Annotated in this window: 13 protein-coding genes and 2 pseudogenes; 6 read left to right on the top strand and 9 right to left on the bottom strand. The window is 74.6% G+C overall.

Going from position 1 to position 13,935, the window contains the following annotated elements:
- The first annotated feature begins 192 nt into the window (after positions 1 to 192).
- Positions 193 to 780: a TetR/AcrR family transcriptional regulator gene (locus PV350_RS37285; protein WP_499509218.1), complete on the top strand. Its 588-nt coding sequence runs from the start codon at positions 193 to 195 to the stop codon at positions 778 to 780.
- 155 nt (positions 781 to 935) lie between these two features.
- Here the strand turns inward: PV350_RS37285 and PV350_RS37280 are convergent, their stop codons facing one another.
- Together PV350_RS37280 and PV350_RS37275 are read right to left on the bottom strand one after the other, a co-directional pair.
- Positions 936 to 1,244, bottom strand: a complete 309-nt coding sequence (locus tag PV350_RS37280) for a chorismate mutase family protein (protein ID WP_499509217.1) — start codon at positions 1,242 to 1,244, stop codon at positions 936 to 938.
- Positions 1,241 to 1,510, bottom strand: a complete 270-nt coding sequence (locus tag PV350_RS37275; RefSeq protein WP_499509216.1) for a hypothetical protein — start codon at positions 1,508 to 1,510, stop codon at positions 1,241 to 1,243. The genes PV350_RS37280 and PV350_RS37275 overlap by 4 nt, the downstream gene beginning before the upstream one ends.
- Positions 1,511 to 1,586: 76 nt before the next feature.
- Here PV350_RS37275 and PV350_RS37270 point away from each other — a divergent pair, with 76 nt between their 5' ends.
- Complete coding sequence (locus PV350_RS37270; protein WP_500337885.1) at positions 1,587 to 4,340, top strand: helix-turn-helix transcriptional regulator; 2,754 nt, start codon at positions 1,587 to 1,589, stop codon at positions 4,338 to 4,340.
- An 18-nt stretch (positions 4,341 to 4,358) separates the two neighbouring features.
- Here PV350_RS37270 and PV350_RS37265 read toward each other — a convergent pair whose 3' ends face one another.
- Both PV350_RS37265 and PV350_RS37260 read right to left on the bottom strand, forming a co-directional pair.
- A complete protein-coding gene (locus tag PV350_RS37265; RefSeq protein ID WP_500337884.1) occupies positions 4,359 to 5,057 on the bottom strand; it encodes a GMC family oxidoreductase in 699 nt (232 codons plus the stop codon).
- A 25-nt stretch (positions 5,058 to 5,082) separates the two neighbouring features.
- A pseudogene (locus tag PV350_RS37260) lies at positions 5,083 to 5,904 on the bottom strand (GMC family oxidoreductase); the annotation flags it as partial.
- Positions 5,905 to 6,250: 346 nt separating this feature from the next.
- Here PV350_RS37260 and PV350_RS37255 point away from each other — a divergent pair.
- Positions 6,251 to 7,570, top strand: coding sequence for a PP2C family protein-serine/threonine phosphatase (locus PV350_RS37255; RefSeq protein WP_500337888.1), 1,320 nt, complete (start codon positions 6,251 to 6,253; stop codon positions 7,568 to 7,570).
- 151 nt (positions 7,571 to 7,721) lie between these two features.
- Positions 7,722 to 8,123, top strand: coding sequence for an SsgA family sporulation/cell division regulator (locus tag PV350_RS37250; RefSeq protein ID WP_499509213.1), 402 nt, complete (start codon positions 7,722 to 7,724; stop codon positions 8,121 to 8,123).
- An 8-nt stretch (positions 8,124 to 8,131) separates the two neighbouring features.
- Here the strand turns inward: PV350_RS37250 and PV350_RS37245 are convergent, their stop codons facing one another.
- Positions 8,132 to 8,998 carry an SCO6745 family protein gene (locus PV350_RS37245; RefSeq protein ID WP_499509212.1) on the bottom strand — a complete coding sequence of 289 codons (867 nt, stop codon included), beginning with the start codon at positions 8,996 to 8,998 and terminating at the stop codon, positions 8,132 to 8,134.
- Entirely contained in the window at positions 8,995 to 9,909 is a 915-nt protein-coding gene (locus PV350_RS37240; protein ID WP_500337881.1) for an NAD(P)-dependent oxidoreductase, read from the bottom strand. The genes PV350_RS37245 and PV350_RS37240 overlap by 4 nt, the downstream gene beginning before the upstream one ends.
- A gap of 204 nt (positions 9,910 to 10,113) precedes the next feature.
- Here PV350_RS37240 and PV350_RS37235 point away from each other — a divergent pair, with 204 nt between their 5' ends.
- Positions 10,114 to 10,710 carry a TetR/AcrR family transcriptional regulator gene (locus PV350_RS37235; protein ID WP_499509210.1) on the top strand — a complete coding sequence of 199 codons (597 nt, stop codon included), beginning with the start codon at positions 10,114 to 10,116 and terminating at the stop codon, positions 10,708 to 10,710.
- Positions 10,711 to 10,846: 136 nt separating this feature from the next.
- Entirely contained in the window at positions 10,847 to 11,674 is an 828-nt protein-coding gene (locus PV350_RS37230; RefSeq protein ID WP_499509209.1) for an alpha/beta fold hydrolase, read from the top strand.
- 36 nt (positions 11,675 to 11,710) lie between these two features.
- Here the strand turns inward: PV350_RS37230 and PV350_RS37225 are convergent, their stop codons facing one another.
- The 3 genes and pseudogenes from PV350_RS37225 to PV350_RS37215 all read right to left on the bottom strand — a co-directional run.
- Entirely contained in the window at positions 11,711 to 13,042 is a 1,332-nt protein-coding gene (locus PV350_RS37225) for an FUSC family protein (RefSeq protein ID WP_499509208.1), read from the bottom strand.
- 79 nt (positions 13,043 to 13,121) lie between these two features.
- Positions 13,122 to 13,658 carry a hypothetical protein gene (locus PV350_RS37220; protein WP_500337886.1) on the bottom strand — a complete coding sequence of 179 codons (537 nt, stop codon included), beginning with the start codon at positions 13,656 to 13,658 and terminating at the stop codon, positions 13,122 to 13,124.
- Between the two features lie 173 nt (positions 13,659 to 13,831).
- Positions 13,832 to 13,935: pseudogene (locus tag PV350_RS37215) on the bottom strand (hemerythrin domain-containing protein); the annotation flags it as partial.

The following is a 13,935-nucleotide window of genomic DNA, read 5'->3' as shown; positions in this document are numbered from 1 at the left end:
GAGGGAGGGGCGGCGGGCCTGCTCCGGTGGAGGCTCGTGCCGAGGTCTGGATGATTTATGTCATCCACATATGCAGGATGATGCGTGTCATCCTGCATGTCAAAGCCCCGGGCGAGGTTCCGGGAGCGGTGTATGATGTCCGTCATCCACATTGGGTCGGGTCAGCCCGACGCACACCCGGGAGGTCATGCGATGGGTCACTCGCAGGCAGCGAAGGCCGAGTCGCGCGAGAAGGTCCTGCGGATCGCCGCCCGCCGGATCCGCGAGGAGGGCATGACCCGGCCCGGCGTCGCGGACCTCATGAACGAGGCCGGACTGACCCACGGCGGGTTCTACAAGCACTTCGCCTCGCGCGAGGACCTGATGGGTCAGGCGGCGGCGCTGGCCCTGGCCGACGGCGAGGCCAAGATGGCCGAGGCCGCCCGCCGGGACCCCGATGAGCCCCGCTCGGGCCTGATCGACGCCTACCTCAGCGCCCGCCACCGGGATGCTCCCGGCACCGGCTGCGCCCTGGTGACCTTGGGCGCCGCGGCCGGTCGCGGCGATGCGGAGTTGCGGGAGGCGTACGAGAAGCAGGTCCTCAGCTACCTCGCGCTCATCGGTGAGGCGGCGCAGGGCGACGACCCCGGTGAGGCCAGGGCCGACGCGATGCTCACCCTCAGCGCCCTGGTCGGCGCCTTGCTGATCTCGCGCGCGGTCGCCGACCCGGAGCTGTCCGACGAGTTCCTGGCGACGGTCGCCGGGCGCCTGAAGGACGCGCACGTACCCGCGGAGGCCTGACCGAACCGGCCGCAGCCCCGAAGGCCCGTGCCACCGGCCTCGGCGGCACCCGCGCGGCCTGCCCCCGGGCACAGGGCGACGTCCGCGTCCACGCACGCCTGCCGCCGGCGGTGCCGGCCCGGCCGTCCGGCGGGGCACGGGAGGGTCCCGGTACGTCAGGGCGCCGCTCGCGGACGGCCGGACGGCGCTGCTGCGGGGGCGTGTTCCGCGACGGCGGCGTCCCGCGGTTCCGCGCAGGCGTGGGTCAGGGCCCGCACAAGGCCCTGCCGGTGCAGGGCGTCCAGCCGGGCGGCGGCCACTTCCTCCGACATCGCCCGCCGGGTGCCGGCCGCGCAGCGCGGACCGGTGAGCCGGGGCTGGGCCGCCGCGACGGCACGCACCAGGGCTGCGTCCACCGCTTCCAGGCGTGGGCGGACCTCCGTCGTCAGGTCGGGCCGCTCACGCGGGGCGCAACGACGGGTCACGCTCCCAGAGCCGCAGCAGGCCGCGCTGGACGACCTTGTTCGCCTCGATCCGGTCCGGCGAAGACCCGCCGGACCACCGCAGGGTCAGCCCCGAGGTCCTGTGCCCGGGCCGCCGCGGCCGCCGGGTCGTCGACCGCCTGGGCGGTGCCGTACTCGGCCGCCGCCACCTGGTCCGCCACCGCCGGCCGCTCCGCCGGCAGTCGCGCCAGGCCCGACAGGGCCGACAGGGCCGCGTCCGCGGAGGACGTCCCCGGACTGTCTGCCATAAGCGGCATAATGAACCCTTTCACCCCCTTGTACGGTGGTTCGTGTACGAGTACCGGGACACCGCGAGGGCGGACCATGGCGACACGGATCCCCTCCCTGATCGGCAGACAGGCCGAGACCGAGGCGATTGACGCCCTCCTGCGCCTCGCTGACGGCCGCGGCGGCGCCCTGGTGCTGCGCGGCGAGGTGGGGATCGGCAAGACGACGCTGCTGGCGCTCGCCCAGGAACGGGCGGCGGAACAGGGCCGGCGGGTGCTCGGCCTGGCCGGTGTGCAGTCCGAGTCCCACCTGCCGTTCGCCGGACTCCACCAACTGCTGCGCCCGGTGCTCCTGGAGACCGGCCGCCTCCCGGAGCCCCAGCGTGAGACGCTGCTGGCCGCGGTCGGCCTCCACGACGTGGGCCGCCCCGAGCCCTTCCGCATCGCCCTCGCCGTGCTCGACCTCCTCGCCGAGTGCGCCTCCGACCGGCCGCTGCTCCTGCTCGTCGACGACCTCCAGTGGCTCGACCGGTCCACCAGCGACCTGCTCGCCTTCGTCGCCCGACGGCTGTCCTCGGACCCCGTGGTGCTGCTGGCCGCCGCCACCCAGGACGAGACGGAGGCGCCCGCCTGGGAAGGCGTCGAGGAAATGCCGGTCAGCCGGCTCGACGCCGACCACGCCGCGCGGCTGCTGGACGCCGGCGCGCCGGCACTCGCGCCCTTCGTCCGCGCACGGTTGCTGGAGGAGGCCGACGGCAATCCCCTGGCCCTCGTCGAACTCCCCCTGGCGGCCGGGGGCCTGGAATCCGTCGCGGTCATCCCCCGCTGGCTCCCGCTGACCGTCAATCTGCAGCGCGCGTTCGAGACCCGGATCCTGGAACTCCCCGACGCCACGCGCACCCTGCTGCTCGCCGCCGCGCTCGACGCCGAGGCGGCGACGGGTGACGTCCTGTCCGCGGCCGGCGCCGTGTCCGGCGCCCCTGTCACCGTCGACGGCCTCGTGCCCGCCGTGGACGCGGGGCTCGTCCGTGTCGACCGGCACGCCGTGCGGTTCCGGCACCCCCTGGTCCGCTCCGCGATCCACCAGGCCGCGTCCGTCACGCAGCGCAACGCCGTGCACGCCGCGCTCGCCGCGGTCCACGCCGGCCGTCCCGACCGCGGGATCTGGCACCTGGCCGCCTCCACCCTCCCCCCGGACGGGACCGTCGCACGGGGACTGGAGCGGTGCGGCGACCACGCGCTGCGACGCGGCGCCGTCGTTGCCGCCGTGCACGCCTTCGAGCAGGCCGCCGCCTTCACCCCCGACGGCGGCCGACAGGTCGACCTCATGCTGCGCAGCACGGAGCTGGCCGTCGGCCTCGGTCGACGCGACCTCGTCCGTCGCCTGGTGCGGACCATCGAGCGGCTGGAACTGACCGGCAAGGACACCGCCCGCCTGCTGTGGATCTCCGAGTCGCGCACCGTCTGCGGGGGCCGGGCGCCGGTCGCCGTCCGGACGCTGCTCCGTACGGCCGAACGCATGCGGGCCGACGGCGAGACGGCCCTGTCGGTCCGGCTGACGAGCGCCGCGGCCGCCCACCTCTACCGCGGGAACGGGGAGTCCACGCTCCACGGGGAGGTCCTGCGCACCGCCGACCGGCTGGCCGCGGAGCTGGACGGCCGGTGCGAGACCGGGGGCGCCGCCATGGCGCTGATCGCCGCGCAGGCCGCACCGGTGGAGCGCGCCTCCTCGGTGCTCGAAGCCGCCCGCGCCGTGACCCGGCGGACGGACGACGCCGCGGCGCTGCACACGACGGCCCGCGCGCTGTGGTGCGTCGGCGCGCCCGAACACGCGGACCCCTTCCTCACCGCGGCCGTCGAACGGCTCAGGCACCAGGGGCGGCTGGCACCGCTGGCGGAGGCACTGGCACTGCGCGCCTCGGGACGCGCGGCCACGGGCCGTTGCGATCCGGCGCGGCTGGACGCCGACGAGGCCCGCAGGCTCGCCCGGGAGACCGGTCAGCCCGAGTGGGAGGCGACCGCCCTCACCGTGCTCGGCTGCCTCGCCGCCCTGCGCGACGACGCGCCGACCGCCCACCGGCTGATCGGGCAGGCCCGGGCCATCGCCGTCCGGCTGAACTCCCCGCTGCTGCACGCGACGGTACGCATGGCGTGCGGCACCGCGCTGTCCTGCAGCGGGGACCACGCGCAGGCGTACGCCCAGTTGCGGCGGCTGACCGACCCGGCCGACGCCGGGCACCACGTGATGACCGCCCTGTGGACCGTGGGCGACCTCGCAGAGGCGGCCGCGCACTGCGGCGAGAAGGACGACGCGCGAGGGGTCCTGGAGCGGCTCGCGCCACTGGCCCGCCGGACGCCCGCGGCCCGCGTGCGGCTGGCCGCACGCCACGCCCGGGCGGTCCTGGCCGGGGAGGACGAGGGCGAGGCCGCCTTCGCGGCCGCCTTGGAGGCGGACCTCACGGGCTGGTCCCTGGAGCGGGCGCGCCTGCGGCTCGCGTACGGCGAGTGGCTGCGCAGGCAGCGCCGCGTCCTGGAGTCCCGCGCACCGCTCAGGGCCGCCCGCGACACCTTCGACGACCTGGGAGCCGCGGCGTGGAGCCGCCGCGCGCGGCAGGAACTGGAGGCCACCGGCGAGACCACCCGTCAGCGGTCGCCCCGGGCCGCCGACCGGCTCACGCCGCAGGAACTGCAGATCGCGACGCTGGCCGCCGAGGGCCTGTCCAACAAGGAGATCGGAGCGCGGCTCTACGTGTCCCACCGGACGGTCAGCACCCACCTGACGCGGATCTTCCCCAAGCTCGGCGTCACCTCGCGCAGCCAGCTGGCCCGCTTCTTGCCACCGGGCTCCTGAGGCCGGAAGGGGCACCGTTCACGCGGCGGCCCGCCCGGTCAGGCCGTCGCCGCCCTCGCCCCTGATGAGGTCGGCCGCCCGTTCCGCGACGGCCAGCACGGTCGCGTTGGGGTGCGCGGACACCGCGGACGGCATCACCGACGCGTCGGCGACCCGCAGCCCCGACACGCCGTTCACCCGGAGCTCGGGGTCGACGACGGCTTGGTCGTCCGACCCCATGCGGCAGGTGCCCCCCGGGTGGTAGAAACTGCCGACGCTGCGCCGTACGTAGTCCTCCAGGAGTCCGTGGCTGAACGCGGCGGGCCCCGGCAGGACCTCTTCCTTCCGCCATACCTTCAGCACCTGCTCGCTGCCGATCTCCCGGGCCATGCGCACCCCCCTGATCAGGCTCTCCACGTCGGAACGCGCGGACAGGAAGTTCGGGTCGACCAGCGGCGCGGAGCGCGGGTCGGCCCCGGCCAGCCGGACCGAGCCCCGGCTGCGGGGCGTCATCAGACCCACCACGAAGCTGTAGCCGTTCACCGCGCCCTCCAGCGGCGGCGGCACGTACGGCGCGCACAGGAACAGCACCTGGATGTCGGGGGCGGTGTCGGCATGGGTGCTGCACAGGGCCGCGGCGGCGTCGAACGCGGGGCCCGTCGGCGTCGGCACCGTCCGTGCCGCGGAGAAGTTTGACGACCGTGACGGGGTGGTCGTGCAGATTGCTCCCGACCTCACGGAGGTCCGCCTCCACGCCGATGCCGTGGGACCGCAGCTCGTCGGGCGGCCCGACGCCCGAGAGCATGAGCAGGTGCGGGGAGCCGACCGCCCCGGCGGCGAGGACGACCTCCAGGCCGGCCTCGGCCCGTTCGAGCACCCCGTCACGGCTGTACTCCACACCCGTGCACCGCCCGTGGTGCAGCAGGAGCCGGTGGACCTGCGCCCCGGTGACCACGGTCAGGCCCGGCCGGTGCAGCACCGGCCGCAGGTAGGCGTCGGCGGCGCTCTGCCGGGCCCCGTCGACGATGTTCAGGTCCAGCCAGCCGCCGCCCTGCTGGTGGCGGCCGTTGAGGTCGGTGCTGATGGGGTGCCCGGCCGCCTGCACGGCGCTCAGGCACGCGGGGGACAGCGGGTGGACCCGGTGCGGCGGCGCGACCCGCATGGGGCCCTCGGTGCCGCGGAACTCCGGGTCGCGCCCCGCCGCCCGCTCGCTGCGGCGCAGGTAGGGCAGCAGGGTGTCGAAGTTCCAGCCGGTCGCGCCCGCCTTCTCCCACGCGTCGTAGCCGGCCCGGTGCCCCCGCAGGTGGACCATGGCGTTGATGCTGCTCGATCCGCCCAGCGCCTTCCCCCGCGGATAGGGCAGCACGGCACTGCCGGCTCCGCGCTGTGCCACGGTCCGGTCGCCCCAGTCCATCCCGCTGCCGATCAACCGCATCCACCGCGGCGGTGCGGCCGAGCGCTTCGCCGCCCGGGCCGGCCCCGCCTCGAGGAGCAGCACCCGGACCCGCCCGTCCTCCGAGAGCCGCGCGGCGAGCACGCACCCCGCGGTCCCGCCACCGACGACGATGTAGTCGTATGCCGCCATCCCAGACCTCCGAGTCGACCCGTCCGCGGTCGCCCGGCCCCCGGCCGCGGACACAGCAAAAACTAGGGCGAAAGACGACGAAAGGCGTCCGTCAAGCTACGTAACGGCGGTCCGCCGCGCGCCCGGCCATGCGTACCGCCGTACGTCATCGGCGCGCCCGGTGCCCCGGTCAGGGCCCGTGAATGACGGGAAGCGACCGTTACATCACTTATGGGTGGTATGCGTACGATGGGAAAGGTTCGAGGCGGGGGCCACCCGGCCCGGGCGAGGCCGCCGGAACCCCGGACCCGCCGACGGGTGGCGAGGAGCAAGGGTGACGCAGGACAGGGATCGGCGCAGTCGCCGGATGCTGGCGGGCCTGCTGGCCGAAAGCCACTTGATGCCCCTGGAACAGCTGCCGGCGAAGGTGGCCGAGCACGCGGAACCCGCCGGCCTCGCCCACGTCACGATCTACCTCTCCGACCTCCAGCGCCATGTGCTGCGCAACCTCGCCGAGGAGGGGGCGGGCGAGTGCGGCCACCGGAACCACAGCTCCGAACTGCGGATCGAGGGCACGGTGCCCGGCCGCGCCTTCCAGTACGGCCGGCTGCTCCCCGCCGTCTCCGCGTGCCCCGGCAAGTGCCGCTGGTGGGCACCCCTGCTGGGCGGTTCCGAGCGGCTGGGCCTGCTCCGCGTCACCACCGAGGGGGACGACGACCGCACCCGCGAGGACGTGCAGTCGCTGGCCGACGCGGTGGCGCTCATCGTCACCGCCAAGCGCGACTACAGCGACGCGTACGCCCGCACGGTGCGCTCCGAGGCCATGAACGTGGCCGCCGAGATGCAGTGGCGCCTGCTGCCGCCCCGTTCGTACTCGGACGGCCGGGTCGTCATCTCCGCGGCGCTGGAACCCGCCTACCGGGTCGGAGGGGACGCCTTCGACTACGCGCTCGACGGCCCGCTGGTCCATCTGTCGATCTTCGACGCGATGGGGCACGACACGGCGGCCGGCCTGACTGCGAGCCTCGCCATGGGCGCGAGCCGCAACGCCCGCCGCCGCCACGCGGAACTGGTCGAGATCACCGAGGAGATCGAGAAGGTGCTGGTCGAGCAGTTCGAGGGGACGCGCTACGCCACCGGCGTCGTCGCCCGGCTCGACACCGGCTCCGGCCTGTTCGAATGGGTCAACCGCGGCCACCACCCGCCGATCCTCATCCGGGGCGGGCGCTGGGTCGCCGAACTCGCCTGCTCGCCAGGCGACCCCATGGGCCTGGGGCTGGGCGTGGCACCGCAGGTGTGCCGTGAGCAACTGGAGCCGGGCGACCGCCTCGTGTTCTACACCGACGGCATCCCGGAGGCCCGTACCACCACCGGCGGGGAGTTCGGGCTCTCCGGGTTCCTGGACTTCCTCATCCGCCACCACGCCGACCGGTTGCCCCTCCCCGAGACCCTGTGCCGTCTCATGCGCCGGGTCTCGGACCACCAGGTCGGCGAGTTCCAGGACGACGCGACCGTGCTGTTCTGCGCATGGCTGGGCTGCTCCCCGGACAGCACCGAACGGGCGGCGGCCGTCGCCGGGGTACCGCTGCCGTTGTGCCCGACGGACGGAGCCCCGGACCCGGTCCCCGTGATCGGCGGTGAACTCCCCGGACCCGCCGACGTCATGGCGCAGGACCGGCGCTCCTGACCGGGCACCCCGCAGATCGGCCGTCCAGGGCGAGCCTTCACGAAATCTCTCCCGTCGCCCCGGCCCGGACCATGCGTCACGGGGCAAACGCACGGCAACGACATGCTCTGAACGGCGAACGCGGCCGAACCGGGCCCACGAGGGGGCGTCCATGCGAGCACTCACGGAACACCTGTCCCTGCGGCTGATCACCGGGACCCGGCGGTTCCTCGATCTGTCGGCGGACTGCCGGTACCGTTCCGACGACCCCTACATCGTGCGGATGCGCTTCGGCGACGGCGACGGTGCCGATGAGGCGGAGTGGGTGCTCTCCCGCGAACTGCTGCTGGCCGGGCTCGCGGCCTCCGCCGGGGACGGCGACGTGCACGTCGAACCCGGGGACCACGCCCACACCCTGATCACGCTCGCCGCCCCCGGCGGCACGGCCGTCCTGCAGGTCGCCACGGGTGAACTCGCCCGGTTCCTGGCCGCGACCGCGGAACTCGTCCCGCTCGGCACCGAGGGCGGCCACATCGACTGGGACGCCTGCATCGCGGGACTCCTCTCGGCCTGAGGCGTTTCTCAGGGGGCGGGCACGCCCATCGGGTTCGGGTACGGCAGCGCCCCCGCGCAGGCCCGTGCCGCAGCGGACAGCACGGTGACCAGGCGCTCGACGGCCTCGGGTGCCAAGGCCTCCCAGGGCCGCCCGGCGGCGCGGTCGGTGGCCTCCTCCAGCGCGCGGTGGGCCTCCCGCCCCGCGGCGGTCGCGGCGCCGTCCGCGCCGAGCAGGCCTCGGGCGGCGAGACGGGCCGCCGCACCGGCCCACTGCTCGTCGGTCCATCCGCGGTGCGGCTGCAGCTCGGTTCGCGGCAGGTCGATGCCCGTGCGCAGCACCAGCGCCTCGCATCCACCCAGACCGGCCGCGACAAGCGCCGCGACATGACCGTCCCCGCGGTGCTCGCGCAGCAGCGTGGCCTGGTGCCAGAGCGCGTCGACCGGGTCGCCGGGGGAGGGGAGCGCCGTATTTGCGGCGGCGAGCACCCGTCCCGCGACGTCGAGGCCGGCGACGACCGGAGCCAGCAGGTCCACCGCCTCCGCCACCGCCGTCTCCTGTCCCGCCAGCAGCCGCCGCAGTGCGGCGCCCGCGCCGCGCCGCCGCGCCTCCAGGGCGCGCTCGGGTGGGGCGAGCGCCCACACGCCGGGCAGCGCGCGGGCCACCATGGCGGGCGCGAAGCCGAAGAAGGCGGCCACGACGGGCTCCGGGCCCACCGGGCCGAGGGGGGCCGCGCGACCGGCGAAGTAACCGCGCCAGTAACCGCGCAGCCCCGCCTCCTCGTACGCGGCGCGTGCCTCGGGCGTGAAGTAGGTGACGGCGTGCACCGGTTCGGCGAGCCGCCACATGCGCCGGGCGGTGACGGCGGCCTCCGAGGGCGTCACGGTCCGGCTCACCGGACGCCTCCGCCCCGTACCTCGGCGACCAGGTCGCCGGCGACGTCCGTGCGGGCTTCGATCGCCCGCAGGACGGCCACCATGTCCGCGCGTCCGTCCCCCTGTTCCACGGTCTCGTCGAAGAGGGCGTGGCAGACGTCCAGCAGCGGCGAGGCCAGGCCCGACGCGCGGGCCGCCTCGGCGATGAGGCGGTTGTTGTGCAGCACGTCGGACGCCGCGGCCTGCGCGGAGAAGTCGCGCTCCCTCAGCTTGGGCGCCTTCATCCGCGACACGGCGCTGGCCATGGGCCCGGCGTCCAGGACGGAGAGGAACTGCCCGGTGTCCAGGCCCTGCCGTTCCGCGAAGTGGAACGCCTCGGTGAGACCGGTGACCATCGTGATCAGGAAGAGGTTGACCGAAAGCTTCATCAGCAGCGCGCCGGGCACCGGCCCGCAGGCGAAGGACTCCCGGCACATCGGCGCGAGCAGCGGCCGCACCTCCTCCACCGCCGCGGGATCCCCGGCGAGCATCGCCACGAGTTGCCCCGCCTCGGCGGGCTTGCGGGAGCCGGAGACGGGAGCCTCCACGTAGCGGCCGCCCGCCGCGCGGACGGCGGCCTCCAGCCCGCGCGAGTACGCCGGCGAGGTGGTGCCCATGTGGACGACGACGTGCCCGGCCACACGCGCGGCGAAGTCCGGGGTGCCGCGGCCCAGGACGGCGTCGACGGCGGCGCCGTCGGCGAGCATCAGGACCACCACGCGGGCCCGGTCGAAGACCTCGCCGGGCCCCTCCGTGACCTCGGCCCCGGCCGCGCGCAGCGGGGCGCACCGGGCGGCGGTGCGGTTCCAGACCACCAGCCGTGTTCCCGAACCGGCCAGACGGAGCGCCATGGGCTGCCCCATGATCCCCAGGCCGATGAAACCCACGTCCACTGCCCACCGCCGTCCCGGCCGTCCGACCGCTCGACCCGCGCGTTATGACGGCTGTCATACGCGCTATGACAGCCGTCATAATAGACCCCGGGGCGCCGGACGCCGGCCCGCGTGCGCGAACTGCGTCGCCGAGCCGACGCGCACCGAGGAGGGCCGCCACCCCTTACGCGGGCGGGCGGGAGGGCAGACGGTGGGAGGTCGGAGATGGCCGGTTCCGAGCGGGGTCCCCGCGAGCGCATGGTCTTCAGCGCCGCACAGCTGATCCGCCGCGGCGGCGTCACGGCGACGGGCCTGCGCGAGGTCGCCGCCCACGCGCAGGCGCCCCGGGGATCGCTGCAGTACTACTTCCCGGGCGGCAAGGAACAGATGGTCAACGAGGCCGTCGGCTGGGCCGGCCGCTACGCCGGCAACCGCGTGGCCCGCTTCCTCGCCGCCCTGCCCGAGCCGACTCCCGGCGGGCTGTTCGCCGCCATGGTCGGCCAGTGGACGGACGAGTTCCTGACCTCCGGCTACGACGCCGGCTGCCCCGTCGCGGCCGCCACGGTCGACTGCGCCGGGACCTCCGAGGCCACCCGTACGGCGGCGGCCGCCGCCTTCGCGACCTGGACCGGGCCCGTCGCCGGGGCACTGGAGGAGATGGGCGTGCCGGCCGGGCGGGCACCGTCGCTGGCGACGCTGATGATCAGCGCCATCGAGGGCGCCGTCGTCATCGCCAGGGCGGAGCGCGACGTACGCGCCCTGACCACCGTGGCCCGCGAGCTCGGACCGCTGCTGGACGCCTCCGTGGCACCCGAGCGCTGAGCCGTCTCGACGCGCCGGGACTCCGCCCCGGCACTACGGTTTGACCAACGGCGTACTCATCCCGGACGGGGCCGGGCTTGGGTATGGGCAACCCCGGAACCCTGCGTTCCCCCTGGAGCGAGAAGGACTCAGGATCATGCCGTATGCAACAGCGAAGGACGGGACCCAGATCTTCTTCAAGGACTGGGGGACCGGCCAACCCGTCGTGTTCTCCCACGGGTGGCCGCTGACCGCGGACGCCTGGGACCCGCAGTTGAAGTGGATGGTGGACCACGGTTTCCGGGGCGTCGCCCACGACCGTCGTGGCGGTGGGCGTTCCGGCCAGCCCTGGGAGGGCAACGACCTCGACACCTACGCCGACGACCTGGCGGCCGTCATCGAGGAACTCGACCTGCGCGACGTCATCCTGGTCGGGCACTCGACCGGTGGCGGCGAGGTCACCCGCTACATCGGGCGGCACGGCACGGGCAGGGTCGCCAAGGCGGTGCTGGTGGGTGCGATCCCCCCGCTGATGCTGAAGACGCAGGCCAATCCCGAGGGCCTTCCGATCGAGGTCTTCGACGAGATCCGCGAGGGCGTGGCCAAGGACAGGTCCCAGTTCTACAGGGACCTCAGCGGCCCGTTCTACGGCGCGAACCGCGAAGGGTCGACCGTCAGCCAGGGCACCCGCGACGAGTTCTGGCTGTGGAGCATGACGGTGGGCATCAAGGGCGCCTACGACTGCGTCAAGGCGTTCTCCGAGACGGACACCACCGAGGACCTCAAGAAGATCGACGTCCCGACGCTGATCGTGCACGGGGACGACGACCAGATCGTGCCCATCGTGGCTGCCGGTGCCAAGAGCTCGAAGCTGGTCAAGGGAGCGGTCTACAAGGTGTACGAGGGAGCCCCGCACGGGCTCGCGATGGTGCCCAAGTTCGCCGAGCGGTTCAACGCCGACCTGCTGGACTTCGCGCGCGGCTGAGCCGTCCGCGGCGCCGCGACCGCGCCCCGACCCGTGTCACCCCGAGCGCGACCGGTCGCCCGCCGGACGACGCCGGTCCCCCGGCGCCCGGCCCGGCCGGTCCGCCGCCCGGGCCAAGGGCACGGGCGGTGGTCCGGTCCGCGTCTCCCCGCCGGACGCGCCGCGCCCGTGACGACAGCGCCGGACGCGTTCACCGCGGGCCACGAGCCGGAGCCTGGCCGGCACGGCGAAGCGGTCCTGTTGCGCCCGGGCGGCCTCGTCCAGCTCCTCCATCAGCCGGTGGGAACGGTGCTCCAGGGCCAGCTCGTCCAGGATGCGGTCCACCTCGGCGAGCAGGGACCCGTGCAGTTGCCAGGCCCCCGGATGCTGCCGAACCCGGTCGAGCAGCATGTCCGCGGCCTTCTCCCGGCTCGCGCGGGCCGCCGCGAGCTCCGCGGCCAGCCGGGCCTCGGCCTCCTCGGCGTTGCTGCTGACCTGCGTGGTCACCAGGACGGCGAAGCTGACGAGCGCCCCGCCGAGGTGGGCGAAGAGCTCCTCCAGGGCGACCGCCACGTCGCGGTCGAACAGCGGATCGTCCGCGCCGCGCCGCTTGGCGAGATCCGTCAGCGACCGCGCGAGGACGCGCAGGACCACCACGCAGATCTCCAGGGTGTCCAGACCGGTCCTCAGCACCACCCGCGACAACAGCGCTTCCCTGACCCGGGGATTGAGCCGCAGGCTGTCCTCGGCCCGGCGCAGCGCGGTGTCCACCTCGGCGACGTCCTGGTCCAGCCGTCGCGCCTCGTGCAGCCGTGCCGCGGCACGCTCCACCGCGGCGGGGGAGTCCAGTTCCTCGGCGCAGCACAGCAGGAGATGACGCATGCGGCGGGCGAGGTCCTCGATCGACGCCCCGGCGGTCCCCACCCACACGGGCGGTGCGAACAGGACGTTGAGGAGCAGGCCCACCCCTGCCCCGATGAGGGTCTCCAGCACGCGGTCCCATGCCTGCTCCGTCAACTGGCTCACCCCGAGCACCAGCATCGCGCTGATGGCCACCTCGTTGACGAACTCCTCGACCCGCACGAACTGCCCGATGACCAGCGCCGCGAGGATGATCAGCCCCAGGCTCCACCACGTCAGGCCGACCAGCGCGCTGAACCCGACGGCGATCAGCACACCGACCACCACGGAGTTCACCCGGCGGATGCCGGTGGTGAGCGTGGAGTAGAGCGTCACCTGCACGACGAGCAGGGCGGTGAGCGGCGCCGTCAGCGGGGCAGACTCGCTACTGACGTGCACGGCGATCACGTAGGAGATGGTCGCGGCGACGGTGGCCCGCGCCGTCAGGGTGACCACCGGGTCCCGGCTGCGGCGGGCCAACCAGGTCATGGCATCACGTAGAGGCATCTTCTGCCTTTTCCCGAACAAACACCGCGTACACCTGCGGATGTGCCGCGGGAAGCGGTGGCTACGCCGGGAAGCTGTCGAGCGGCGCCGCCTCCAGCAGTGCCGTCAGTTCCGCGCGGTGCAGGCCCGCTATCGGGGCCAGCAGGTCCGGGTGGCGCAGGAGGGCGGCCGCCGCGCGGTCGTGGGCGCCGGGGGTGGTGAGCCGCAGGGCGTCACCGGCGAGGGAGGCGCCGTGTTCGGTGGCCGTGAGGGCCGTCACCGCGGAGGCGGCCAGCTCCGGGTCGGCGAGCAGGCAGGCCGCCCAGCTCACGACGACCTCGTCCACCCAGGTGCGCCAGCCGGCCTCGGTGTCCCCGGCGTCCTCGTCGACGACCCCGGCGCCGGCGACCCGGTCCAGCCGGCCCGTGCCGCCGGGCGGCAGCAGTCCGAGCAGGGCGGCGTCCACCGCCGTCGGGTAGCGCAGGGCGGCGGCGACCATGGCGGCCTGGCGGGCCTGCGCCTCGGCAAGGGCACGGCTGAGGGCTCCGCCGGTCGCCGGATAGGCGGCCAGCAGCCACCGGGTGGCCGCGGCGATGACCGACGAGAGCTCACTGTGCATGCCGAACGAACCGTCCTCCGTGCGCATGGGTGCCGCACCCGTCCGGCGCGCGGCGCGCCCAGCGTACGCAAAGTCGCGCTTTCGCGACATGAGCCGCATCACGCCCGCTCCCGGCGAGGACACGGCGCAGGGTTCCCGGAGGAACGGGGACCCTGCGCCGCCGCCCCTGGGGGTCAGGACCGGCCGCGGCCGCTCACGAAGTCGCGGGCCCGGTCGACGAGGCCCGCGCCCGGGGCGAGGAGCTTGTTGGCGGGAGGGGTGTGCGGTGCCGCCGGGT

Source organism: Streptomyces sp. PA03-6a, from assembly GCF_033792765.1.
In the GTDB taxonomy this organism is placed as follows: domain Bacteria; phylum Actinomycetota; class Actinomycetes; order Streptomycetales; family Streptomycetaceae; genus Actinacidiphila.
The sequence above is the reverse complement of the archived record's forward strand: the minus strand, read 5'-3'. Positions and strand labels throughout refer to the sequence as shown.

What these genes read in the sequence shown, in the direction of transcription:
- PV350_RS37220 (WP_500337886.1), bottom strand. Translation starts at nt 13,658, where the DNA reads ATGCACAGTGAGCTCTCGTCGGTCATCGCCGCGGCCACCCGGTGGCTG.
- PV350_RS37275 (WP_499509216.1), bottom strand. Translation starts at nt 1,510, where the DNA reads ATGGCAGACAGTCCGGGGACGTCCTCCGCGGACGCGGCCCTGTCGGCC.
- PV350_RS37270 (WP_500337885.1), top strand. Translation starts at nt 1,587, where the DNA reads ATGGCGACACGGATCCCCTCCCTGATCGGCAGACAGGCCGAGACCGAG.
- PV350_RS37225 (WP_499509208.1), bottom strand. Translation starts at nt 13,042, where the DNA reads ATGACCTGGTTGGCCCGCCGCAGCCGGGACCCGGTGGTCACCCTGACG.
- PV350_RS37235 (WP_499509210.1), top strand. Translation starts at nt 10,114, where the DNA reads ATGGCCGGTTCCGAGCGGGGTCCCCGCGAGCGCATGGTCTTCAGCGCC.
- PV350_RS37255 (WP_500337888.1), top strand. Translation starts at nt 6,251, where the DNA reads ATGCTGGCGGGCCTGCTGGCCGAAAGCCACTTGATGCCCCTGGAACAG.
- PV350_RS37285 (WP_499509218.1), top strand. Translation starts at nt 193, where the DNA reads ATGGGTCACTCGCAGGCAGCGAAGGCCGAGTCGCGCGAGAAGGTCCTG.
- PV350_RS37250 (WP_499509213.1), top strand. Translation starts at nt 7,722, where the DNA reads ATGCGAGCACTCACGGAACACCTGTCCCTGCGGCTGATCACCGGGACC.
- PV350_RS37230 (WP_499509209.1), top strand. Translation starts at nt 10,847, where the DNA reads ATGCCGTATGCAACAGCGAAGGACGGGACCCAGATCTTCTTCAAGGAC.